This window comes from Ensifer sp. Root278, assembly GCF_001429285.1.
Lineage (GTDB): Bacteria > Pseudomonadota > Alphaproteobacteria > Rhizobiales > Rhizobiaceae > Ensifer.
This window is the reverse complement of the sequence record NZ_LMJJ01000044.1, coordinates 142946-165817: the sequence shown is the minus strand read 5'-3', so window position 1 is coordinate 165817 and position 22872 is coordinate 142946. Positions and strand designations below refer to the sequence as shown.

Annotated in this window: 22 protein-coding genes; 5 read left to right on the top strand and 17 right to left on the bottom strand. The window is 61.5% G+C overall.

Translation table 11 applies throughout. The annotated features are described in order from the left end of the window. Positions 1-23: 23 nt before the first annotated feature. Complete coding sequence (locus ASE60_RS32465; RefSeq protein ID WP_244495751.1) at positions 24-2408, bottom strand: ComEC/Rec2 family competence protein; 2385 nt, start codon at positions 2406-2408, stop codon at positions 24-26. 409 nt (positions 2409-2817) lie between these two features. On the opposite strand from ASE60_RS32465, the gene gltA reads away from it, so the two are divergent. Then, positions 2818-4107: a citrate synthase gene (gene gltA / locus ASE60_RS32460; protein ID WP_057255779.1), complete on the top strand. Its 1290-nt coding sequence runs from the start codon at positions 2818-2820 to the stop codon at positions 4105-4107. Between the two features lie 214 nt (positions 4108-4321). On the opposite strand, the gene lpxB is transcribed toward gltA, so the two are convergent. The 14 genes from lpxB to ASE60_RS32390 all read right to left on the bottom strand — a co-directional run bounded on the left by lpxB (position 4322) and on the right by ASE60_RS32390 (position 18616). Next, the gene (gene lpxB, locus ASE60_RS32455; RefSeq protein WP_057255777.1) at positions 4322-5497 is read right to left on the bottom strand and encodes a lipid-A-disaccharide synthase; all 1176 of its coding nucleotides are present in this window, start codon (positions 5495-5497) and stop codon (positions 4322-4324) included. After that, positions 5494-6381, bottom strand: a complete 888-nt coding sequence (locus ASE60_RS32450) for an LpxI family protein (RefSeq protein ID WP_057255775.1) — start codon at positions 6379-6381, stop codon at positions 5494-5496. Before ASE60_RS32450 ends, lpxB begins: the two co-directional genes overlap by 4 nt. A gap of 5 nt (positions 6382-6386) precedes the next feature. After that, entirely contained in the window at positions 6387-7202 is an 816-nt protein-coding gene (lpxA, locus tag ASE60_RS32445; protein ID WP_057255773.1) for an acyl-ACP--UDP-N-acetylglucosamine O-acyltransferase, read from the bottom strand. Beyond that, positions 7199-7663 (bottom strand): 3-hydroxyacyl-ACP dehydratase FabZ, encoded by a 465-nt coding sequence (gene fabZ / locus ASE60_RS32440; protein ID WP_057255771.1) that lies wholly within the window; start codon positions 7661-7663, stop codon positions 7199-7201. The genes lpxA and fabZ overlap by 4 nt, the downstream gene beginning before the upstream one ends. Next, the gene (gene lpxD / locus ASE60_RS32435; RefSeq protein WP_057255769.1) at positions 7656-8723 is read right to left on the bottom strand and encodes a UDP-3-O-(3-hydroxymyristoyl)glucosamine N-acyltransferase; all 1068 of its coding nucleotides are present in this window, start codon (positions 8721-8723) and stop codon (positions 7656-7658) included. The genes fabZ and lpxD overlap by 8 nt, the downstream gene beginning before the upstream one ends. A 47-nt stretch (positions 8724-8770) precedes the next feature. Continuing rightward, positions 8771-11104, bottom strand: coding sequence for an outer membrane protein assembly factor BamA (bamA, locus tag ASE60_RS32430; protein ID WP_057255767.1), 2334 nt, complete (start codon positions 11102-11104; stop codon positions 8771-8773). 249 nt (positions 11105-11353) lie between these two features. Continuing rightward, entirely contained in the window at positions 11354-12487 is a 1134-nt protein-coding gene (rseP, locus tag ASE60_RS32425; protein ID WP_057255765.1) for an RIP metalloprotease RseP, read from the bottom strand. A 29-nt stretch (positions 12488-12516) separates the two neighbouring features. After that, positions 12517-13350, bottom strand: a complete 834-nt coding sequence (locus ASE60_RS32420) for a phosphatidate cytidylyltransferase (protein WP_057255763.1) — start codon at positions 13348-13350, stop codon at positions 12517-12519. After that, complete coding sequence (locus ASE60_RS32415) at positions 13350-14093, bottom strand: isoprenyl transferase (RefSeq protein ID WP_057255761.1); 744 nt, start codon at positions 14091-14093, stop codon at positions 13350-13352. Before ASE60_RS32415 ends, ASE60_RS32420 begins: the two co-directional genes overlap by 1 nt. A 37-nt stretch (positions 14094-14130) precedes the next feature. Beyond that, positions 14131-14691, bottom strand: coding sequence for a ribosome recycling factor (gene frr / locus ASE60_RS32410; RefSeq protein ID WP_057255760.1), 561 nt, complete (start codon positions 14689-14691; stop codon positions 14131-14133). Positions 14692-14746: 55 nt separating this feature from the next. After that, positions 14747-15469: a UMP kinase gene (gene pyrH / locus ASE60_RS32405; protein ID WP_057256069.1), complete on the bottom strand. Its 723-nt coding sequence runs from the start codon at positions 15467-15469 to the stop codon at positions 14747-14749. 192 nt (positions 15470-15661) lie between these two features. Then, entirely contained in the window at positions 15662-16585 is a 924-nt protein-coding gene (gene tsf, locus ASE60_RS32400) for a translation elongation factor Ts (protein WP_057255757.1), read from the bottom strand. Positions 16586-16837: 252 nt separating this feature from the next. After that, positions 16838-17605 carry a 30S ribosomal protein S2 gene (gene rpsB, locus ASE60_RS32395; protein ID WP_057255755.1) on the bottom strand — a complete coding sequence of 256 codons (768 nt, stop codon included), beginning with the start codon at positions 17603-17605 and terminating at the stop codon, positions 16838-16840. Between the two features lie 183 nt (positions 17606-17788). Beyond that, positions 17789-18616: a cell envelope integrity EipB family protein gene (locus ASE60_RS32390; RefSeq protein WP_057255753.1), complete on the bottom strand. Its 828-nt coding sequence runs from the start codon at positions 18614-18616 to the stop codon at positions 17789-17791. A 145-nt stretch (positions 18617-18761) separates the two neighbouring features. Here ASE60_RS32390 and ASE60_RS32385 point away from each other — a divergent pair, with 145 nt between their 5' ends. From ASE60_RS32385 to ASE60_RS32370, 4 genes are read left to right on the top strand one after another with little or no spacing between them, the layout of a single operon-like run. Continuing rightward, a complete protein-coding gene (locus tag ASE60_RS32385; RefSeq protein ID WP_057256068.1) occupies positions 18762-19229 on the top strand; it encodes a RidA family protein in 468 nt (155 codons plus the stop codon). A gap of 14 nt (positions 19230-19243) precedes the next feature. Beyond that, on the top strand, positions 19244-19969 hold the full coding sequence (locus ASE60_RS32380) for a glycerophosphodiester phosphodiesterase (protein WP_057255752.1): 726 nt from the start codon (positions 19244-19246) through the stop codon (positions 19967-19969). A 4-nt stretch (positions 19970-19973) separates the two neighbouring features. Beyond that, positions 19974-21161 (top strand): GNAT family N-acetyltransferase, encoded by a 1188-nt coding sequence (locus ASE60_RS32375; RefSeq protein WP_057255750.1) that lies wholly within the window; start codon positions 19974-19976, stop codon positions 21159-21161. Positions 21162-21208: 47 nt separating this feature from the next. Then, positions 21209-21625: an HIT family protein gene (locus ASE60_RS32370; RefSeq protein ID WP_057255748.1), complete on the top strand. Its 417-nt coding sequence runs from the start codon at positions 21209-21211 to the stop codon at positions 21623-21625. 77 nt (positions 21626-21702) lie between these two features. Here ASE60_RS32370 and ASE60_RS32365 read toward each other — a convergent pair whose 3' ends face one another. Continuing rightward, positions 21703-22047 (bottom strand): AzlD domain-containing protein, encoded by a 345-nt coding sequence (locus ASE60_RS32365; protein WP_057255746.1) that lies wholly within the window; start codon positions 22045-22047, stop codon positions 21703-21705. Beyond that, on the bottom strand, positions 22044-22781 hold the full coding sequence (locus tag ASE60_RS32360) for an AzlC family ABC transporter permease (protein WP_057256066.1): 738 nt from the start codon (positions 22779-22781) through the stop codon (positions 22044-22046). The genes ASE60_RS32365 and ASE60_RS32360 overlap by 4 nt, the downstream gene beginning before the upstream one ends. Positions 22782-22872 lie beyond the last annotated feature (91 nt).

Here is a 22872-nt window from a genome sequence, read left to right as displayed (position 1 = left end):
CAGGGCGCGACCGGTGACTGCGGTCAGAAATCTGGCGAAACGTCCATGAAAGAACCGGTCCGCCAGTCATACGCGCGGTGCCGTTCCCATGGGCGGGCAAGGGCCGTGAATGCCGTTCGAAACTGCATTGCGGGCGGCGCGTGCTCCGTATCCGACTGCGCTCGAATTTCGATTGCGCCCGTGCGACGCAGCGTCTGCGCATTCACAATACGGGCGCGGTTGGTCGGGCACGTCGCGCCATCGACCCGCGCCGCAGTCACCACAAGATCCGCCTGGTCGCACAAGGCCGGAAAGAGCCGCGGGTTCTCGATGGCAAGGATCGTCCAGCCGTAGCCGTTGCGCGCCGCACACCATTGCTTTTCCCGGCAGATGAAGACACCCGCAGCATTCGCCTCGATCGCCGACGACAGATCCGCGCGGATCGCGGCCTGTTTTTCCTGGTCGAGCGGCGGAGCGCCCTTCCCGGCCGGCTCCGTAGCCGGGTAAGGATCGGCAGCTGCCGGCGGCGGAAGCATCGCTGGCTTGAGGTGGTTTTCCACCGCGAGGGCCCGTTGCCATTGCGAAAACACGAAATCCGACGGGCGCATCCTGTTGGTTGCTATCGCGCCGTTCGCAACGAGGCCGACGAGGCGACCATCCTCGGCAATCACGACATCGGGCAGACGATCGTGCTCGACTGCGAGGCTGACGAGACCGACGCTGATCAATACCGCTCCCGACAGGGCCAGCCAGCTCCGCAACACACAGACGAGAACACCGCCTGCGGCAATCAGCGCAAAGCCGAAATGCCCGATGCGACCCGTGACGATCTCACCGTCGAGAGAGGTTACGAAGCGGGCGATGTCGAGCATCCGGTCGAGGCCCCATGCCATCGCCATCAATGGATAGTGTTCAAGTCCCAGTGGCATCAGAAGCATGGCGAACAGGCCGAACGGCATGATCACAATGCTGATCACCGGCATCGTGAGAACATTGGCAAGCAGGCCATAGGCCGGCAACCGGTGAAAATAGGCGATCGAATAGACCGATGTCGCCAAACCGCCGATGAGAGAGGTGATGACGACACCGGCGATCACGCTGGTGACCGGGCCCCTTCCCTTGCCCTGCCTCGCCGCCGTCGGTACCTCCGTCTCCCGTCGCTCGCGCCAGCGCGCATAGCCGGCAACGAGCGCAAGGGTCGCAGCGAACGACATCTGGAAACCCGGCCCAGCAACCGCAGACGGCGTTGTGGCGACGATGACGATCGCCGCGAGGGCAACGTTGCGCAGGCTGATCGACATACGATCGAAAAACACCGCCACGAGCATGATGGAAATCATGATCCAGGCGCGCAATGCCGACACCGCTCCCCCGGAGATGAGAATGTAGAGGCAAACCATCAGCAGTGCGCCGGTCGCCGCAACCTTCTTGATCGGCACACGATGCGCTAGGCCAGGGATCATGCTGAGAACGGTGCGGGCGCCAATCAGAAAGGTCCCGGCGGCAAGCGCCATGTTGAGGCCGGAGATCGCCAGCACATGCGCAAGCCCGGCTTGCCGCAACACCTCGACCGTCTCACGGCTGATTGCCCGCTCTTCCGCGGTCACCAGCGCTGCCGCAAGCGCTCCCGTGTCGCCGCCGATCGATGCACGGATGCGCTCTCCGACGGCCTCCCGCATCGCGGCGATGCTGGTCGCCAGGGATGAACCAAAGGAAGAGGCCGCTTCCGATTCTCCGGTCGCAGGCGCTTTTCCGCCCGTGGGCGAACCGTAGAAAAACCCGACTGCACCGATACCCCGGAAGTAGCTGTCAAACGCGAAGTCGTTCAAACCCCGCAATGCCGGACCGGAGGGCGGAGACAGCCGCGCCCTGCCCTCGATGGTCGCACCTATCGGCAGCGGATCTTCCCGGCCCCGCGCCACCAGCGTGACTTTCGTCGGTTGACGGCGCAGGCGCGGCCTGGTCGTCTCGTGGATCTCGACCCCGTAGCGCCACTGGCCCCGGTCGTCCTGCTCACGCGAAAACACCACACCCCGCACGTTCGTCGTCACCGGTGCGTCGAGGACGATCGTATCGATCCGCGCCGTCTCGGCCGCGACCAGCACCATTCCCGCCACAAACAGTGTCGCCCCAGTCAGCGGCACCCGCAGCCGTGCAAATTTTCCGACGCATGCCACCGCCGCCATGCCGAAACCGCAAAGCAGCAGTGCAAGTTTGACAATTCCGACGTCAAAAGGGAGCGACAGCCAGGTGAGGACGCCTGAGACCAGCAGCACCGGTATCAACACAAAACCGTGACCGAATGCGCGTTCTTCCTCGATTGCGGAGGCGACCGACGCCTTGACCGCGCGCGGCCGAGACGCGCCGAGAGCGTCGACATGCCGCGGCGCACCTGTGTCGAAAGCAAGCCGCGCGGCGATTGGGAGCAAAGACTGTAACGGCAGTGGCGGCATCGGAACCGGACAACATGAAGCTGCCGCGCTCAGCGTCCTGCGACGCCTGCCGCCTTTCAGTATCGCTCATTGCGCCAGCGCTCTTTCCCCGGAATACCCGGCCGATCATGCAACCAAAGGCACATAACCGCAACCGACGCGCTATCTGCTGAAAAAAGCGGCAAACCTATATAGAATGGTACCGCACCATCATCCGACGAGATTATTGATCTCCTTGGACTTATTGCCGTAACATGCCATTGTTGCGTCGCCATATGCACATTTTCGCATCGCACAATTTGCCTTTCGTACAGCTTGGCAGTCGAAAATAAATCATATAGCAAATTCGCAACGTTCATTGTCGTGGCATGTCTCTATGTCACGTTGCCATAAGACGGAGGGTCCGATGACTGAAAAAACCGCGGTTGTAACACTCGATGGAAAGTCTGCGGATCTTCCGGTGCGATCGGGGTCCATCGGCCCTGACGTCGTGGACATCGGCTCGCTCTACAAGCAGACGAAAATGTTCACATACGACCCGGGCTTCACGTCAACGGCGTCGTGCGAATCCAAGATCACCTATATCGACGGCGACGAAGGCGTGCTCCTGCACCGCGGCTACCCGATCGAGCAGCTTGCAGAACATGGCGACTTCCTCGAAGTCTGCTACCTGCTGCTCTACGGCGAACTGCCGACGAAGGCACAGAAGGCCGACTTCGATTATCGGGTCACGCACCACACCATGGTGCATGAGCAGATGTCGCGCTTCTTCACCGGCTTCCGCCGCGACGCGCATCCGATGGCCGTCATGTGCGGCTGCGTCGGCGCACTTTCGGCCTTCTACCACGACTCGACCGACATCACCGATCCGCATCAGCGCATGGTTGCCTCGCTGCGCATGATCGCCAAGATGCCGACGATCGCGGCAATGGCCTACAAGTACCACATCGGCCAGCCCTTCGTTTACCCGAAGAACGACCTGGACTACGCCTCGAACTTCCTGCGCATGTGCTTCGCCGTTCCGTGCGAGGAATATGTCGTCAACCCGGTTCTGTCGCGCGCCATGGACCGTATCTTCATCCTGCACGCCGACCACGAGCAGAACGCGTCGACCTCGACGGTCCGTCTGGCCGGTTCGTCGGGCGCTAACCCGTTCGCCTGCATTGCTGCCGGCATCGCCTGCCTCTGGGGCCCGGCTCACGGCGGCGCCAACGAAGCGGCGCTCAACATGCTGGCCGAAATCGGCACGGCCGACCGCATTCCAGAGTTCATTGCGCGCGCCAAGGACAAGAACGATCCGTTCCGCCTCATGGGCTTCGGCCACCGCGTCTACAAGAACTACGATCCGCGCGCCAAGATCATGCAGAAGACCACGCATGAAGTGCTGGCGGAACTCGGCCACAAGGACGATCCGCTGCTCGAAGTCGCGATGGAACTCGAGCGCATCGCGCTGACCGACGAGTACTTCATCGAGAAGAAGCTCTATCCGAACATCGACTTCTACTCCGGCATCACGCTGAAGGCGCTGGGCTTCCCCACCACCATGTTCACCGTGCTCTTCGCGCTCGCCCGCACCGTCGGCTGGATCGCGCAGTGGAACGAGATGATCGAAGATCCGGAACAGCGCATCGGTCGTCCGCGCCAGCTCTATGTCGGCGCCCCGCAGCGCGACTACGTGCCGGTCTCCAAGCGCTGATCGTTATCAGCCAAGAAAAACGAAGCCCGGTCAGCGATGACCGGGCTTTTATTTTGTCGGTCCGGGAACATCGGTTCGAACCCCGTCTTCCATCCAGCTGGCCGCAAAGCAATGCCGGCCGCAAACCTGCTCCCCCGGCGGGACCCTTGCGCACACTTACGACGACGTCGACGCATTGAGGGATGCATCGCGCTCGCTCAAGGAACTATGAAGCTTACCTGTTATTCTTCGTGAGATAGCCAAGAACAATCTCGGCTGCTTTCTCACCGGGCGGATGAATTGTCGCCATGCGCTGTTGCACCAGTGCATAGCCATCCAGCATCGAGGCGCGCTGCGCCGTTGCACCGGAAAGCCGCTCCATCCAACGCGTCAAGGCACCAGGGCGGATGGACTCGCCGAAGTATTCCGGCACGATGGGGAAGTCTGCGATCAAATTCGGCAGCGCGCCGCTCCAGATGCGGATGCGCTTGTGCAAGAGCTTCACCAGGAAATCGGGATCGTAGGTTGAAACGACGGGAACGCCGGCAAGCGCCAGTTCCAGAAGAACCGTTCCCGAGGCAGCGATCGCCGCATCGGCCCGATCGAAAGCGGCCCACTTTTCCGCCGCCCCTACGGTGATCTCCGGCTGGATGGGCCAGGATGCCGTGATTTCGCGCACCAGCTTTTCCTGCCGCGAAACGGTCGGCAACAGGAAGCGAATGCCGGGATGTCGGCCGGCAAGCTCCTCAACCACCCGGCCGAAGGTCGGCAACAGACGGCCGACCTCACTCGAACGGGAGCCCGGCAGAAGGAGGCACGTCGCGACCCGCCCATCGATGGCGCCGACAAGGCGCTGCTGGCGGTTTGCCCGAACCGCGAGCACATTCGCATCGCTTGCGAGGCGGTGGCCGACATAGGTCGTCGGCGGGCCCTGCAGCTTCTCCATCGCCTGCGGTTCGAACGGCAACACGGCCAAGACGTGATCAACATAGCCACGCATGCGCGGCGCGCGTTCCGGCTTCCAGGCCCAGACGCTCGGGCAGACATAGTTGATGACAGGCACATCCGGCAGCGCCGCTCGGACTTTCCGTGCCACGCGGTGGGTAAAGTCCGGGCTGTCGATGATCAGCAACGCGTCGGGACACGCGGCGATGATCGCCTTTGCCGTCTGGCGAATGCGCATAATGAGCTTCGGCAATCGTGCCAGGACCTGGGTGAAGCCCATGATCGATAGTTCGGAATAGTCGAAGAGCGATCGAAGGCCCTCCGCCTCCAGCGCCTCGCCGCCGACACCGACGAGCTCTATCGTGCTGCTGCTTTGCGTTCGAATCGCCCGGACGAGATCGGCGCCCAGGAGGTCGCCGGAAACCTCGCCTGCAATGACTGCAAGCTTGTAGCTGGATGCGCTCATCGCTCGGCTCCCTTGGCCGATCGTTCGACACCGGCGACAAACAGACCAGCGCGATTGGCGACATCAATCACGTTGCCGCGCTCCAGGACCAGAGCCCTGCCTGCTTCGACCGCAATGCCGGCGAGACCGGCCTTTTCTGCAAGTGCAACGGTCGACGGTCCGATCGACGGGAGGTCGGCGCGCAAATCTTGCCCGGGCTTGCAAAGCTTGACGAGGACCCCTCGCCGGCGCGAAGAGACACGGCCCTCGGCCTTCAAGGCGACGACACGCTCCAGCATAGAATCGGTACCCTCAGCGCCCTCCAGCGCCACGACGCGCCCACCGACGGCCACAGCACCCTGCCCCACATCGAGCGCGCCGAGCGCGTTGGCGGCAGCGATGCCCGCCTCGATGTCGCGGCGATCGTCGGCATCAGGTGTAACCGCCCCGATCGGCCCCGGTTCTGCCAGGAGATTGGGCACCACTTCATGAACGCCGATGACATGGGCGCCGCTTGCTTCGATCAGTGCCATCGCCATGCGCAGGACGGCGTCGTCTCCACCGGACACCAGCGTCTTCAAGACGGCCGGGATCTTTGCCAGCGTTCTCAGCGTCGGGCGAATGTCACGCCATTCCGGCCGGCGGCGAACCCAACCCGACAGGACGACCCGATCGATCCCCTCTTCCTTGAAGGTTCGGCTGATATTGGCGAAGTCGCCGATCCCCAGCACGGAATGATCGAAGCCGACCCAATCGGCTTCTTCCGCCTCTCGCGACAATGCGATGATGAATGGATCTTCGCCGCGCGCGCGCACAGCTTCGGCTACGTGGTGCGGTAGCGCGCCACCGCCGGCGATGATTGCGAGCCGACCGCCGGTCGCTGCGTGGCTCGCAGCAGCCGACATCACGCTCACGCCTTGCCGCGAGACGGCGACGATAGTGCCCGGTCGCTCTCGGCCGCGATGAAATCGAGGATTTCGACGACCGGTGCGCAGTCGGCATATTCTTCGCGAATGGCCGCAGCATTGGCGCGGATCGACTCCGGGCCTTCAAAGATCTGCTTGTAGGCGCGGCGAACGACGTGGATCGTCGCGCGGTCGATCCCGGCCCTCGTCATACCTACGACGTTCAGCCCGCTCAGTATGCCCGGATTGCCGTTGAGCATACCGTAGGGAATGACGTCGTAGCTGACGGCGGAGAGGCCCCCGACAAACGCCTGACGGCCGACACGGGTAAACTGATGCACGGCGCAGCCGCCGCCAAGAATGGCGCGGTCTTCGACCGTGACATGGCCCGCCAACATCACGTTGTTCGACAGGATGATATGGTTGCCGAGCCGGCAATCATGCGCCACGTGCGAATAGGCCAGGAAGAGATTGTTGTCGCCAATGACCGTCTGTCCGCCATGTTCGACGGTGCCCGTATTCATCGTCACGCCTTCGCGGATCGTGCAATTCGCACCGATCAACAGTTCCGTATCGACGGCGCTATGATGAACGCTCTGCGAATCGGCGCCGATCACCGCCTGCGGGAAAATTTTGGTTCCCGTGCCGATCGTCGTACGGCCGGTGACCACGACATGACTGTGAAGCTCGACATCGTCGCCAAGAACGACTTTCGGCCCCACGTGGCAAAAAGGGCCGATCTTGACGTTCTCGCCGATCGCAGCGCCGTCTTCGATAATCGAGGACGGGTGGATCTTCGCTGTTGCTGCAATCATGTTCAGGCGTCTTCCTTGCTGACGATCATCGCGCCGATATCAGCTTCTGCGACCAGTTGCCCGTCAACTTTTGCGTCACAGTGAAATTTCCAGATATTGCCGCGTTGCTTCTGCTTCACGACATGGAATTCGACGCGATCGCCGGGAACGACCGGCTTGCGGAAGCGCGCATTGTCGATGGTCATGAAATAGACGAGGTTCGTTCCGCTACCCACCTTGCGGGCACAGATCGCACCGGCCGTCTGGGCCATGCCCTCGACAAGCAAAACGCCAGGCATGATCGGCTGTTCGGGGAAGTGACCGGTGAAATGCGGTTCGTTCGCCGAGACGTTCTTGATGCCGATCGCCGAATTGTCGCCGTCGATCTCGATGATCCGATCGACGAGCAGAAATGGGTAGCGATGCGGGAGCAGTTTCAGAATTTCCTGAATGTCCGCCGTACCGAGAACCGTTGCTGCCTCACTCATTCGCGCCGCCCTTCTTCTTTTTCTGTCTGTCGCTTGCCCGCATCGCCATCTCCGCGACATCGCGCAGGAAATCGCGCATCGGGCGCGCCGGAATACCGCCATAACGTTCGCCGGCGGGAACATCGCTCGCCACGCCGCTCATCGCGGCGATCTGTACGCCATCACCGACCGTGATGTGGCCGTTGACGCCACTGCCACCGCCGATCATCACGCCGTCGCCGATCTTTGTGCTGCCTGCAATGCCCACTTGGGCGACGATGCCACAATAACGGCCAATGCGCACGTTGTGGCCGACCTGGACGAGATTGTCGATCTTCGTCCCCTCGCCGATCACCGTGTCATCCATCGTGCCGCGGTCGATCGTCGTGTTGGCGCCGATCTCGACATGATCCTGAATGATCACGCGCCCGACCTGAACGATCTTGATCATTCCGCCTTTCGGCCCGGGCGCATAACCAAAACCATCCTGCCCGATACGGGCGCCGGGATGGATGATCACGCTGTTGCCGACGAGAGCACAGAGCACGCTTGCGCCAGAGGCAATCGTACAGTCACGGCCGATGCGCACGCCCGGCCCGATGACGGCGCCGGCAGCGATGCGGGTGCCGCGGCCGATTTCGGCGCCAGCCCCGACGACCGCCGTCGGCTCGACCTCGACATCGTCTTCCAGACGCGCGGTCGGATCCACGAAAGCACCCGGTGCCACGCCCTTGAGGCTGGTGTTGCGCGCAGGACGCATCGCCGCCTCGTGCAGCAAGGTGCCGGCAAGGGCGAAGGCCGTATGCGGGCGAGCCGCCAGCAGGACTGGGATATGGGCAGGCACAAGGCTGAAGATCGTCTTGTCGCAGATGATCGCGGATGCCTGACAGGTATCAAGCTCGGCTCGGCTCTTGCGAGACAACATGTAGCAGACGTCGCCGGGCTTGGCCCGATAGACTGGCGCTACAGAATGAATGGTGCAGTCGGCGACCGCACCATTGCTCAACTCCGCCCCAATTTGATTCGCCAGGTCACCCAGACGAATCCCTTTATGGGGCGGAAAAAACCAGTTCTGTTCCATGGACACTCCAGAACGATCTTTTTCCGGCAGTTCTGGACTGCTTTTTATCAGAACGACGAGGAAATACCGAACTTCAGGTTCTGTACCCGGTCGAAGTCTTCCTTGGCAACCGGCCAAGCATAGTCAACACGCAGCGGACCGAACGGCGAAGCCCAGATCAGGCCGATACCGACCGATGCACGCAGCGACGCGTCGTTGCCCTGCACCGTTTCAGAGGGAAGGGTCGCGACCTTGTTGCTGTAGAGCGTACCGGCATCGGCGAAGACCGCACCGCGGAAGCCGCTGTCACGCGGGATGCCCGGAAGCGGGAACGACGCTTCGGCCGAAGCCGTAAAGTAGGTCGTGCCGCCGAGCGCATCGCCCGTCGCCTGATCGCGCGGACCGATACCGTTGCGCTCGAAGCCACGAATATCGTTGGAGCCGAGCTGGAATTGGTCGAAGACCTGCAGATCGCTGCCGGTTTCGAAGACATGACCGGCGCTACCAGCAAGCGACGCGATGATATCCGCCTCGTCGTTGACCGTGTAGTACCACTTGGCCTTACCAGTCATCTTGTAGAAGTCGGAGTCGCCACCAAGACCTGCAAACTCGTGCGTGAAGGTCGCCAGGATGCCGTCATGCGGCAGCTGGGGATCGTCGAGCGTGTTGTAGGTGATCGACTGCGATACCGACGAACGGACCCAGTTTCCACCCTCAACTGCACGAACGTAGGGCGACGACAGCTTCGCGACGTTACCGCTATAGTCGAACTGCGTGAAGTTGTAGCGCAGCGTGGTCGACAGATTTTCGGTGATCGGCGCCGTTACGCGCAGGCTGAAGCCCTGATCTTCGTAGCTGTAGTCCTCGTCGTCGAAGTCGTTCTCGTTCTTGAAGACGTCAAAGCCGGCAGCCAGACGATAGCCAAGGAAGTACGGCTCGGTGAACGAAACGTTGTAAGTCCGGCTCTCGTCACCGCGACCGGCGGCGACGCGGATGTACTGACCACGACCCAGGAAGTTCTTTTCTTCGATCGAAGCTTCGACGAGGAAGCCGCCGCCGCTACCCGCAGAGTAACCAGCACCGATACCGAACGAACCGGTCGACTGATCCTGCACGTCGACGATCACGACGACGCGGTCGGCAGCGCTGCCCGGCGCGGTCGAGATGTTGACGGTCGAGAAGTAGCCGAGTGCCTCCAGGCGACGCTTGGCGCGGGCAACCATTTCCTGGTTGAAGGCGTCGCCTTCACCCATGTCGAATTCGCGACGGATGACGTAGTCACGCGTACGGGTGTTGCCGCGGATCTCGATGCGCTCGACGTAAGCACGCTCGCCCTGGTCGACGAGGTAGTCGACGGCGATCGTGTGATTGGCGAGGTCGCGGTTGCCGCGCGGCGTGACGCGCGCAAAAGGATATCCGGCCGAAGCGACACGCTGCGAAATCTCGCTCATCGTCGCCTGAACGTCCTTGGCCTTGTAGACCGAGCCCTCGCGGCTGAGGATAAGCCCCTTCAGCTCTTCGGCATTGACGCCCTCGACGGTCGATTCGACATTGACGGCGCCGAAGTCATAACGCGGACCTTCTTCGACGGTGATCGTCACCGTGTACTCGTTCGTCGCTTCATTGAGCGCCGCGTCCGAGGAAACGACCTGGAAGTCCGCGTAGCCGCGGTTGAAATAAAACTGGCGCAGCAGCTCTTCGTCGGCGCGAAGCTTGTCCGGATTGTAGACATCCTTGCGTGTGATGAACGAGAAGATGCCCGATTCCTTCGTCGCGATGATCGATTGAAGACGACCGTCGCTATAGGCTTCGTTGCCGACGAAATTGATCTGGGAGATCTTGGTGCGCTCACCTTCATTGATCACGAAGGCAAGGTTGACGCGCCCTTCGGCAACCGGAACAACCTGCGTCGTCACCGTGATGTCGCTGCGACCGATGGCAGCGTAGGCGTCCTTGATGGACTGGATATCCGTTTCGACCGTCGCTTCGCTGTACGGGCCGAGCGGCTGCGTGCGCACGACGCCCTGCAGCTTGTCGTCCTTGATCTTGCGGTTGCCGTTGAAGACGACCTGATTGACCAGCTGATTCTCGTTCACGCTGACGACCAGCGTACCGCCGGCGACATTGATGCTGACGTCGGAGAAGTAGCCCGTGGAGTACAGGCGCTTCACGGAAGCGTCGATATCCGCGTTGCTGAAGGCCTTGCCGGGAACGATCGTGATGTTCGCACGGACCGTCTCAGCGCTGACGCGCGTTGCCCCGCGTACTTCGACACGATTGATGACCGCAGCTTCTGCGACGGACGTGCCTGCGAGCAACCCAACACCAGCGCCAGAAACAACAATGCTTGTTGACAGCGCAGCCGCCGACACCGCGTTCAAAAACCTTGAACCAGCTTTCATGTTCAAATCTTACCTTTTCCAAACGTCGCGCGGCAGTTTCGTGCCGACTCCGGTCACGGTTGCCGTTTTAACCGCTTTTCCCATACAAGCAAGCCAGCTCGTTAATTTCTGTTTACTTCAATTCGAACCGTGGCTTAACGGCCACTACAGCCTCGAGTTATCGTAAACAAAACCTTTCTTCGCAAGCCGTTGAAAACCAATCGTTCACAGTATCCGCCGAATTCCCCTCGCCGTTTCCCCGACCGAACGCTAGCCGAAGAACATCGATATGTCGTTCCAGGTGGCAAAGACCATGAGCATCAGCACCATGGCAAAGCCGATCCGATAGGCGACATCCTGCGCGGCGGGACCGACAGGCTTCCCGCGCAACGCCTCAACCGCATAGAACATCAGATGGCCGCCATCAAGCACCGGTACGGGCATGAGGTTAAGCAATCCTATGGAAACTGACAGGATCGCGGCGATATTCAGCAAGAATGGAATGCCGAGCGTCGCCATCTGCCCGGAAACCTTGGCGACGCGGATCGGGCCACCGATCTGGTCCGCCTTCATCCGCCCGGTCAGCACATTGCCGAGGTAGTCGAAGGTGCCCGTAATGACGTGCCAGCTTTGCAGGACGCCCTGCCCTACGGCCTCGATCGGGCCATAGGTGACGGTGCGGAAGTTGCCGGCTTCCTGATCGGTCAGGATACCGATGACGCCGATCTCCATCTTGTTGCCGAACTGGTCGGTGAGCTCCGTCCGCTGGGGCACCATCGGCAAATCGAGTGTCGCGCCGTTGCGTTCGATTCGGATGGTGATCTTCAGCTCGGGGCGCACGCTGACGTAGCGACGAACGTCGTCGAAGGTCGTCACCGGCGAGCCGTCGATCGAGATCAGGCGGTCGCCCGGAACAACGCCTGCCTGTGCGGCTGCGCTATTTTCATTCACACGCGCAACCACGGGATCTGCGACCTGGCGTCCGTAGACGGAGAACAGAACGGCGAAGATGGCAATCGCGAGGATGAAGTTGGCGATCGGCCCTGCGGCAACCGTCGCTGCCCGCTTCCAGAGCCTGGCGCCGAGGAAGGTCTTGCCGCGCTCTTCCGGCGCGATTGCCTCCAGACGCTTGTAGTCCGGCACGCTCGCCGCGTCCTCGTCACCGTAGAACTTGACGTAGCCACCAAGCGGGATCGCCGACAGTTTCCAACGTGTTCCGTGCCGATCGGTCCAACCGAAAAGTTCGGGACCGAAACCGATCGAGAAGGCGAGGATACGGATTCCCGACCAGCGGCCTACGAGATAGTGCCCCATCTCGTGCACGAAGACCAAAAGGGTCAGCACGAGGAGGAAGGGAATGATGTAGCCGGTCAGAAGCTGAAAGGCATCAAGCAGATATGTCATGAACGTTCCTCAAGTCCCTGCGGTCGGCATCAAGGGCCAAGCAGGACCGAACCGAAGGCGATCTGGCGCCCATCGCTGACGAAATACTGAACCATGACCAGAATCAACGCCGCCACGCAGGCGAATATCAAACCGTCGACCCGATCCATGACTCCGCCGTGCCCTGGAATGAGACGGCTCGAATCCTTCACGCCAAAGCGCCGCTTGATGAAGGACTCGAACAAGTCCCCAACCTGGCTGGCAACCGAGAGCACCAGGGCGATGATCGGGATCCGAAGATCTTGCAGCGAAAAATAAGCCATAAAGACGGCGACGCCAGCAAGAATGCCACAAATCGTGCCACCGATGGCGCCGGACCAGGTCTTGCCGGGCGATATGCGCGGCGCAAGCTTGGGCCCCCCGATCGCACGGCCGGTGAAATAGGCGAAAATGTCGGTTGCCCAGACCACCGCGAAGACGAACAGCGTTGCGATCAGGCCGAGATCGTCGGCGCCACGAAGTGCTGCGAGCGATATGCCGGTGAGGCCCGCATAGGCGATGCCGCCCGGCAGCCACCAGCTTGTCTTTTGAGTAAGGACCCAAAGCAATGCCGCTCCGAGGCCGAACGCCAGGAAAGGAAGGCTGTAGCCAATGTAACCGGTGACAACGAGGCCTGCGATCACAACTATGGAGAGCCAACCGAAGGCGTTGCCCTGGAAATCGCGCTCGACAAGGCCGGTGATCGTCGACCATTCGTAGTAGACGAGAAGCGCGATCAGGACCGAAAGTAGCTGGAAAGCGAAACCGCCAAACCAGGTCGCAGCGAGAGCGACCGCCGCGAGCACCACTCCCGAAGCGATGCGAAGCTTGAGTTCAGTTTGCATCAGGAACCAACCGCCCGCGTCGGCTCGACCAGTCCGCCGAAACGGCGCTCCCGGCATGCATACTTCTCCAGCGCCGACAGGAAAATCTCACGCGTGAAATCCGGCCACAGTTCGGGAACGAAGATCAGTTCGGAATAGGCGCCCTGCCAGAGCAGGAAATTCGACAGTCGCTCTTCACCGCTCGTGCGGATGATCAGGTCCGGATCGGGTATGTCGGCGGTGTCCAGCGAGGCTGCAATGCGTTCCTGATTGATGTCCTCAGGGCGCAAACGCCCTTCGGCGACGTCCACCGCGAGGCGACGCATCGCCCGGGTCAACTCGTCACGCGCGCCGTAGTTGAAGGCGATCACCAGGGTAACTCCCGTGTTCGCCCGCGTCGTTTCCTCGGCCTCTATCAATAGCGGCAGGATGTCGCCACGCAGGTTCGAGCGGTCGCCAATGACACGGATGCGGACATTCTCGCGGTGCAGATCGGCGAGATCCCGGCGGATGAAGGTCTTGAGCAACCCCATGAGGTCGCTCACCTCCGACTCCGGCCGGCTCCAATTTTCCGAAGAAAATGCAAAAAGCGTGAGATAGCGGATACCCACCTGGGCCGCCGTCTTGACGGCATCGCGAACGGTCTCGACGCCTTTGCGATGCCCCATGGTACGCGGTAGCCCACGTGCATTCGCCCAACGCCCGTTGCCATCCATGATGATGGCAACATGTTCCGGAACGGTCGTGGAGATGAGGTTTTGCATAAGGCGTCCGCGAAAGGAGACTCAGATCACGAGCAGATCAGACCTGCATGATTTCCTTTTCCTTCTCGGCGAGCAAGCGGTCGATCTCGGAAATCGTTTCATCGGTCATCTTTTGCACGCGCTCGGACTGAGAACGGCTGATATCCTGACCGATGTCGCCATCCTTTTCGGCTTTTTTCAGGTCATCCATGCCGTCGCGGCGCACGTGGCGCACGGCAACCTTGGCTTTTTCCGCGTAATCGTGTGCCACCTTGACCAACGACTTGCGGCGCTCTTCGTTGAGCTCGGGCAGCGGAATGCGCAGGTTCTGGCCGTCGATGATCGGGTTGAGGCCGAGGTTCGATTCGCGAATGCCACGGTCGACGGCGCCAACCATCTGCTTGTCCCAGACCGAAACGGACAGCATGCGCGGCTCCGGAACGGTGATGTTGGCGACCTGGTTGAGGGGCACGCGCGAGCCGTAGGCTTCAACGGTCACCGGATCGAGAACGTTCGCCGACGCCCGGCCGGTACGAAGCGATGCGATATCGCTCTTGAATGCGGAAATGGCGCCATCCATGCGACGCTTCAGTTCCTTCAGTTCAACACCTTCACTCATGGTCAAAACTCCCGTTCTAACATTCGCCGGCCGCAGGGGGCCGCTTTGCAGCTCTTTAGTTGTCTGTGACGATGGTCGCGCGACCGCCGCCGGTCAAGATTTCCGCGAAGCCACCCTTTTCGTGGATCGAGAAGACGACGATCGGAATGGTATTTTCGCGTGCAAGCGCAACGGCGGCAACATCCATGACGGCCAGGCCTCTTTCGAGCACCTCGCTGTGGGTCAGGCGGTCGAAGCGGGTCGCGGTCGGATCCTTCTTCGGATCGGCAGAATAGATACCATCGACCTGCGTGCCCTTGAAAATGGCCTGCGCACCCATTTCCGCCGCGCGGAGCGCTGCGGCCGAGTCCGTCGTAAAGAAGGGGTTGCCGGTGCCACCGGCGAAGATCACGACGCGGCCAAGCGAGAGATGATGAAGCGTTGCGCGCTGCGAGAAGCTTTCGCAGATTTCCGGCATCGCGATTGCCGAAAGCACGACCGTGTCGATGTCGAGCTTGCGCAGCGAGGTTGCGAGCGCCAGCGCGTTGATGACCGTTGCCAGCATGCCCATGTGGTCGCCGGTCACCCGGTCTCCGCCCTTGGAGGCCACCGCGACGCCGCGGAAGATGTTGCCGCCGCCGACGACGACACCGACTTCGACGCCCATCGCGCGTGCTTCGGCGATGTCGGCGGCAATGCGGTCGGCGACCGCCACGTCGATACCGAAGCCCTGGCTACCCATCAGGGCTTCACCGGAGGCTTTAAGGAGAACACGCTTGTAGATTGGTTCGGCGGGCATCATCGCTCCTGATCAGATCGGTGCGCGTGCGCACGACGACGGCGCACAGCGCATAAGGACATATTGCGCTACCCGGTTTCAACCGCTGCGGAGTGATTTCCGGCGGGTCCGGCGCATTGACGAAGCCCGATACACGAAGGGCACCGCGTTGTCACGCGATGCCCCGAGGTTTTCCCAATATGGGTGAAGAAATCAGCCCTTGGCGACGGCTGCAACTTCTGCGGCGAAGTCGGACTCTTCCTTCTCGACGCCTTCGCCGAGCAGCAGGCGAGCCATCCCGGTGACTTCGATCGGTGCGCCAGCGAGCTTTTCAGCGTCCTTGACGGCCTGGCCGACGGTGATTTCCGGGTTCATGACGAAGGCCTGCGACAGCAGTGCGACTTCTTCGAAGAACTTGCGCATACGGCCTTCAACCATCTTCTCGATGATGTTGTCCGGCTTGCCCGAAGCGCGCGACTGTTCGATGAAGACGTTGCGTTCGCGCTCAGCAACAGCGGCGTCGACTTCTTCAGCGCGGATCGCCAGCGGGTTGGTCGCAGCGATGTGCATGGCAACCTGACGGCCGACCGAGAACAGCACTTCCTTGTCGCCGATCGACTTCAGCGCGACGAGAACGCCGAGCTTGCCGATGCCGTCGCCAGCAGCGTTGTGGATGTAGGTGGCGACAACGCCATCTTCGACCTGCAGCAGAGCTGCGCGACGCAGCGTCATGTTTTCGCCGATCGTGGCAATCGCGTCCTTGATCGTCTCGTCGACCGACTTGCCGGTCGCCGGGTAGGTTGCAGCCGCGATCGCATCGACGGAGCCGTCGGTGGTGAGCGCTACGTTGGCAACGCCGCGGACGAGTTCCTGGAAGGCTTCGTTGCGGGCAACGAAGTCGGTTTCGGAGTTGATTTCGACGACGACGGCCTTGACGCCGCCGCTGACGATGCCGACGAGGCCTTCAGCAGCCGTACGACCCGACTTCTTGTCGGCCTTCGCGATACCCTTGGCGCGCAGCCAGTCGATCGCTGCTTCCATGTCGCCGTTGGTTTCAGCAAGTGCCTTCTTGCAATCCATCATGCCTGCGCCGCTCTTTTCGCGCAGTTCCTTCACCATTGCTGCAGTCACAGTCATCTTTTTTGCCTCTTTGTCTGTTTGGCGGGGGTTGCCCGCGCGTGGCGCGATGCCAGGAGGTTTGGCAGGGAATGGCTTTTCAATGTGACACCATGATGAACGCGTCATCGTGGCCGCTGCCCGGATCCAACGACCCGAACGGATCGCGCCATCCCCGGCTGAAAAGAACAAGGCCGTTCAGACTTTCATCACAAACGGCCTTGTCCCGACATTTCATTGGGGGCGGCAGGGTTGGCTGCCGCCTGGGGCCGATCAGGCGTCGGAGGCCTCGTCGAGCGCCGGCTCGACCGGAACTTCGGCAGAGGCGCCGAGGTCACGGCCAGATGCGCCCTGCTGGCGCGCAATGCCGTCGATGGCTGCGCGGGCGATCAGGTCGCAGTAGAGAGCGATGGCGCGCGAAGCGTCGTCGTTGCCCGGGATCGGATAGTCGATCTGGTCCGGATCGCAGTTCGAGTCGATCACGGCAACAACCGGGATGCCGAGGCGCTTGGCTTCGTCGATCGCGATCGATTCCTTGTTGGTGTCGATGATGAACATCAGGTCCGGGGTGCCGCCCATATCGCGGATACCGCCGAGTGCACGGTTCAGCTTTTCGCGTTCGCGCTCGAGGTTCAGGCGTTCCTTCTTGGTGAAGCCAGAAGCTTCCGAAGAAAGGATTTCGTCGAGCTTGCGCAGGCGCTGGATGGAGTTCGAAATCGTCTTCCAGTTCGTCATCATGCCGCCGAGCCAGCGAGCGTTGACGTAGTACTGGGCCGAACGCTTGGCTGCGTCAGCGATGATTTCCGAAGCCTGGCGCTTGGTGCCGACGAACAGAACGCGGCCGCCGTTGGCAACGGTGTCGCTGACGATCTGCAGGGCGCGCGACAGCATCGGTACGGTCTGAGCGAGGTCGATGATGTGGACGTTGTTACGATCGCCGAAAATGTACGGCTTCATCTTCGGGTTCCAGCGGTGCGTCTGGTGACCGAAGTGAACGCCAGCTTCCAGAAGCTGACGCATGCTAAAATCAGGCAATGCCATGCCTTTTTCTCCTTTTCCGGTTGAACCTCCGCGAAGCGTCGAGCATGGTCTTTCGAACAGCCCACCGGCGGAACGATCCGGATTTCTCCCGGAACATCCCTTGCTTCACGTGTGGAATGGCAGCCCCTTAACCGCAACTGCCCGAGAAATCAAGACGCGAGTGCCGATTTTCGTCGCGATCGGCTATTTGCAGTCCTCGGATTTGAAGACTTCGAGATCGGCAAGCTTACCGCTGAGGACAAAATCGCCGTAGTCCATCGTCAGGTCCCGGGTGATTCCGTTTTCGTAGAGCTTGAACGACATGCGGTAGATTGGCAGCGCATCGCCGCTCTTGTCGTCGTTGAAATAGGAGATCGTCACCGGCCAATAGGCTTCGCTGCCGAACTTGCCAGCCTTGCCGGCATCCGGCTCATCAGCGGTGGGCTTGCGCGATTTACCGACAAAGGTCGAGGTGATCAGCGTCTTGTCGCCCGAATCGGAGCCGTCGAAGATGCGCGCCTCGAACAAGCCTTCCCCCTTCTTCGCCCGCGAGATCACTTCCATCATATGGGCGGTCGGGAAACGGCTGGCCGCAAGTTCCACTTCGCGCTTGTCGGGCGCGGTCAGCTCCACCTTGACACCGCTCTTTTCCTCATGCGCCGTTCCGCGCACTTCCTTGTCCAGCTTCTCGTCGGTGAAAGAGCGCGTCAAGAAGCGGAAATTACCCGTCTTCAGATCCTCATAGGTGGTCGTCTGCTGATCCGTGAGGCGAACTTCCTCGCCGGTGTCGACCTGGGTGACGAAGCGGAAGCTGACCGTATAGCCCTCGCAGGACGAACCATTGAATTCATAGACCATGCGACCATACATTCCGGCAATGCCCGAACGATCCGACGCATCCTTGAGCTCAAGATCATAGACGGCGCGATGCGGCACGAGGACATTCGCACTCGCCGCCGTAGCACCTGACGCCGTCACGACGGCGAAACAAACGCTGCCCAGAGTGACGAGACCGAAGCCTTTATGAAACATCCGTTTCCTCCTATTGGACTCGCCGGCAATGCTATAAACAAGCGTTCGGCAGAAGCGAGGCGGTGTTTGCAGGAAAATGCCGGCGCCCGCCGCGATCCGGCCTGAATGCAGGATTTTAACACAAAAGACAACAATGGAGCTTTCCATGTCCGCAGAGATCGAAACGCGCCTCAAGGACCTCGGCGTCACCCTTCCCCAGGCTGCGACCCCGGTCGCGAACTATGTGCCGTACGTGATCAGCGGCTCGATGCTCTACATCTCCGGACAGCTTCCGATGGAAGACGGCAAGGTCGCCGTGACAGGCATTGTCGGCAAGGATGTCGACGTCGCCCGCGCGCAACGCGCCGCCGAACTCTGCTCGATCAACATCCTCGCACAGGCAAAATCCGCGCTCGGCGGCGACCTCGGACGCATCCGTCGTCTGGTGAAGATCAACGGCTTCGTCGCCTCGACGCCGGAATTTGTCGAGCAGCACCTCGTCATCAACGGCGCCTCCAATCTGCTCGCCACCGTGCTCGGTGAAGCGGGCAAACACGCCCGCGCCGCCGTCGGCATGGCTTCCCTGCCCTTCAATGCCGCCGTCGAGATCGACGCCGTCATCGAGATCGCCTGATTAGGGTGCCCACCATGGCTGATATTTCCTGGCTGAAGGCTCAACCGATCGCCCATCGCGGCTATCACGACATGAACAGAGACGTGTGGGAGAACACGCTCTCGGCTTTCTCCCGTGCCGTCGATGCCGGTTTCGCCATCGAGTGCGACCTGCAATACACCGCCGACAGCATCCCGGTCGTCTTCCATGATGACGACACCCAGCGTCTCTGCGGCATCAAGGGCGACGTGCGCGCGCGAACCGCCGGCGAGCTCGGCCTGATGGCGATCGGCGGAACGAAGGACAAGGTGCCGACGCTGACGCAGATGCTGCGCCTGGTCGCAGGCAAAGTACCGCTGGTCATCGAACTCAAGGGCCGCAAGGGCGACGACGAGGGCTTTGCCGCCGCTGTGCTGGAGACGCTCGAAGGCTACAAGGGACACGTCGCCTTGATGAGCTTCGATCACTGGCTGCTCAAGGACCTGAAGGCGCTCGATGCGCCCTACCCGCTCGGCCTCACTGCGGAAGGCGCCAATCCCGAGACGTTCTTCGTGCACGAGGAAGCCATGCAGCTCGGCCTCGACTTCATCTCCTACCATTACGGCCACCTGCCGAACTCGTTCATCACCAAGGAGCGGACGCTCGGCAAGACGATCATCACCTGGACCGTGCGCGACCGCCAGGCAGAGACCTACACCTTCGCTCACGCGGATCAGATGACCTTCGAGGGCTTCGACCCGCGGGAGGCCCTGGTTTCCTGATCTGATGTCAGACGCCGTCACCATCCGCATAGCCCAATCCTTCGCCGATGTGCCGGCAGCACGCTGGAATGTGCTTTCCGGTGCATCGAAGGTGCATCCCGGCGGCGTCTACAATCCCTTCCTCTCGCATGCCTATCTTTCGGCTCTTGAGGAATCCGGATCCGCAACTGCGAAAACAGGCTGGCTCGGCCAACACCTGCTTCTCGAAGGATCGGACGGCCATCTGCGCGGCGGTCTAGTCTGCTACTTGAAGAACCACAGCCAGGGCGAATATGTCTTCGACCATGGCTGGGCCGACGCTTTCGAGCGGGCCGGCGGGCGCTATTATCCTAAACTGCAAAGCTCCATTCCCTTCACGCCGGCCACCGGACCGAGACTGCTTACGGCGCCGGGTGAAAACCAGGGCGCAGTTCAGGATGCGCTTGCCGCAGGCATGAAGGAGCTCGCACGCAGACACGATGTCTCGTCGGCGCATGTCACCTTCGTGCCGGAAGCCGAGATGCCTGCCCTAGAGCGCGCCGGGTTCCTGCACCGCACCGACCAGCAGTTCCATTTCACCAACGAAGGCTACGGATCGCACGCCGATTTCCTGGAGACCTTGGCCTCGCGCAAGCGCAAGGCACTCAAGAAGGAACGCAGGGCCGCGGTCGAAAACGGCATCTCGATCGACTGGCTGACCGGCAGCGATCTGACGGAAGCGATCTGGGACCAGTTCTTTGCCTTCTACATGGACACCGGCGGTCGCAAGTGGGGTCGTCCCTATCTGACGCGCGCCTTCTATTCGCTGATCGGCGAGCGCATGGCCGACGATATCCTGCTGGTGATGGCGCGCCGCAACGGCCGCTACATCGCCGGCGCGATCAACTTCATCGGCGGCGACGCGCTCTACGGCCGTCACTGGGGCTGCATCGAGGACCATCCGTTCCTGCATTTCGAGGTCTGCTATCACCAGGCGATCGATTTCGCGATCGCCAAGGGACTGAAGAGGGTCGAGGCCGGTGCCCAGGGTGAACACAAGCTCGCGCGCGGCTACATGCCCGTCACCACCCACTCCGCGCATTTCTTCATGCATTCAGGGCTCGCCCGCGCTGTCGCTGATTATCTCCAGCGCGAGCGTAGAGACGTGGAGGAAACGGGCGAGATTCTTGCAGAACACGGGCCTTTCCGCAAAGGTGAGCGGCAAGACGACTGAACGGCTTTCGGCCAAGGTCGGCCCGCGACAATTCACGAGGAAGAACAATGAGCTACGACGACAACAACATCTTCGCCAAGATCCTGCGCGGCGAAATTCCCTCGCACCGCGTCTACGAGGATGACGCGACGATCGCGTTCATGGATGTGATGCCGCAGGCCGAAGGCCACTTGCTCGTCGTACCGAAGGCACCCTCGCGCAACTTGCTCGATGCCGATGCAGCGACGCTGCCGGCGCTCATCGCTACCGTGCAGAAACTGGCGGTCGCGGCGAAAGAGGCCTTCGAGGCCGATGGCGTGACGGTCATGCAGTTCAACGAGACACCGGCCGGCCAATCGGTCTTCCACCTGCACTTCCATGTCATTCCGCGACGGGCCGGCGTGCCGCTGAAGCCGCATTCCGGTACGATCGAAGACGGCGCCGTGCTCGCGGCCAATGCCGAAAAGGTTCGGCAAGCGCTGTAGTCTCGCCTGCACTCGATAACCGACACTCCATGAACGGATTGAGCCGGCGCCCCGTCGGCTCTCGGCTCAGGCTTCGCCTAAAAACCCAGCCACCAGAGCCCCAATGCGAGCGCCGCGATGGCTGTCGCTATTCCGATCGCCGGCTTTCGTCCGAACAGAAAGAAAGCGACCGCCCCAAGTCCGACGGCCCCCACGCGCAGCCAGAGCGGGGATTGTTCGAGCACGCCTGTCGGATAAAGGATGAGCTTCGCGATGACCGCCGCGACCAGAGCGGTCGCGACCGCCCTCACCCAGTTCAGCGCCTCGGAATCGTCCCGCAACTTGTTGCCGGCAACGACGCCGAGCCAGCGCCAGATGTCGGTCGCGAGCCAGCCGGCGATCGCGATGAAGGCATAGGCCCACCAACCATCCTGCCACGTCATACGCCCACCTCCTTGCGTTGGCGCCAGAGGCGCTCGACCAGCCAGGCGAGCGTGCCGCCGACTAGACCGGCGAGCAGGATGTCGAATTCCGGAAACAGCCAATAGAACAGCGGCCCGCCGACAAGGCCGAAGAGCAGCGCCACGTAGACGACGGGGTGGCGTGCCGAATGCCAGATCGACGCGAGGAAATAGACAGGCGTCAGAAAGAACAGGCAACCGGCAATGATCGGCGGGAAGTCCGCGACGAAATGATAGACGACGGCAACCAGCAGCATGTTCGCCGCAACGAGCGTGATGCCGAAGCCGGCAAAGAAGGCGACGCGCCGTTCACGCGGCACCTGCGGCACCTTCTCCATTGCGAAAACCCAGGCGGTGATCGCGACGAAGTGCGAAAGGAAGAGCAGCAGCCAGGTCGGCGTTCGCGATGCGCGCAGTTCCGGGACGAGCGCCGCAACCATCGGCATCAGCCGGACGGAAGACAGCGAAACCGCGAGGAAAGCCGCCGCCAAATTCGCGCCGCTCATCATCGAACTGACAAGAATGACCTTGGCCGGAAGTGCCCAGACCATGCCGACCATGAAGACGACCTGCTGCACTGGGATCCCAGCTTGCGCTGTCAGCGAACAGAAGCCGACGAAGGACAGCATCAGGATGAAGGCCGGCAGGCTGAAGATGCCGCGCATACCCCTTCCGAACCAGGCGAGCGATGATTGCTCGTCTTCTTCCCTATCCATTGGCAATTCCGGATTGTCTTTGATTTCGATCACGATGGTCTCGGGTCGAATATAAGTTATTGGAGCGGGATGCGGGCGAAAAGCCGCGCAC

What these genes read in the sequence shown, in the direction of transcription:
- gltA (WP_057255779.1), top strand. Translation starts at nt 2,818, where the DNA reads ATGACTGAAAAAACCGCGGTTGTAACACTCGATGGAAAGTCTGCGGAT.
- lpxB (WP_057255777.1), bottom strand. Translation starts at nt 5,497, where the DNA reads ATGAGCGCATCCAGCTACAAGCTTGCAGTCATTGCAGGCGAGGTTTCC.
- ASE60_RS32450 (WP_057255775.1), bottom strand. Translation starts at nt 6,381, where the DNA reads ATGTCGGCTGCTGCGAGCCACGCAGCGACCGGCGGTCGGCTCGCAATC.
- fabZ (WP_057255771.1), bottom strand. Translation starts at nt 7,663, where the DNA reads ATGAGTGAGGCAGCAACGGTTCTCGGTACGGCGGACATTCAGGAAATT.
- lpxD (WP_057255769.1), bottom strand. Translation starts at nt 8,723, where the DNA reads ATGGAACAGAACTGGTTTTTTCCGCCCCATAAAGGGATTCGTCTGGGT.
- bamA (WP_057255767.1), bottom strand. Translation starts at nt 11,104, where the DNA reads ATGAAAGCTGGTTCAAGGTTTTTGAACGCGGTGTCGGCGGCTGCGCTG.
- rseP (WP_057255765.1), bottom strand. Translation starts at nt 12,487, where the DNA reads ATGACATATCTGCTTGATGCCTTTCAGCTTCTGACCGGCTACATCATT.
- ASE60_RS32420 (WP_057255763.1), bottom strand. Translation starts at nt 13,350, where the DNA reads ATGCAAACTGAACTCAAGCTTCGCATCGCTTCGGGAGTGGTGCTCGCG.
- ASE60_RS32415 (WP_057255761.1), bottom strand. Translation starts at nt 14,093, where the DNA reads ATGCAAAACCTCATCTCCACGACCGTTCCGGAACATGTTGCCATCATC.
- frr (WP_057255760.1), bottom strand. Translation starts at nt 14,691, where the DNA reads ATGAGTGAAGGTGTTGAACTGAAGGAACTGAAGCGTCGCATGGATGGC.
- pyrH (WP_057256069.1), bottom strand. Translation starts at nt 15,469, where the DNA reads ATGCCCGCCGAACCAATCTACAAGCGTGTTCTCCTTAAAGCCTCCGGT.
- tsf (WP_057255757.1), bottom strand. Translation starts at nt 16,585, where the DNA reads ATGACTGTGACTGCAGCAATGGTGAAGGAACTGCGCGAAAAGAGCGGC.
- rpsB (WP_057255755.1), bottom strand. Translation starts at nt 17,605, where the DNA reads ATGGCATTGCCTGATTTTAGCATGCGTCAGCTTCTGGAAGCTGGCGTT.
- ASE60_RS32390 (WP_057255753.1), bottom strand. Translation starts at nt 18,616, where the DNA reads ATGTTTCATAAAGGCTTCGGTCTCGTCACTCTGGGCAGCGTTTGTTTC.
- ASE60_RS32385 (WP_057256068.1), top strand. Translation starts at nt 18,762, where the DNA reads ATGTCCGCAGAGATCGAAACGCGCCTCAAGGACCTCGGCGTCACCCTT.
- ASE60_RS32380 (WP_057255752.1), top strand. Translation starts at nt 19,244, where the DNA reads ATGGCTGATATTTCCTGGCTGAAGGCTCAACCGATCGCCCATCGCGGC.
- ASE60_RS32375 (WP_057255750.1), top strand. Translation starts at nt 19,974, where the DNA reads ATGTCAGACGCCGTCACCATCCGCATAGCCCAATCCTTCGCCGATGTG.
- ASE60_RS32370 (WP_057255748.1), top strand. Translation starts at nt 21,209, where the DNA reads ATGAGCTACGACGACAACAACATCTTCGCCAAGATCCTGCGCGGCGAA.
- ASE60_RS32365 (WP_057255746.1), bottom strand. Translation starts at nt 22,047, where the DNA reads ATGACGTGGCAGGATGGTTGGTGGGCCTATGCCTTCATCGCGATCGCC.
- ASE60_RS32360 (WP_057256066.1), bottom strand. Translation starts at nt 22,781, where the DNA reads ATGGATAGGGAAGAAGACGAGCAATCATCGCTCGCCTGGTTCGGAAGG.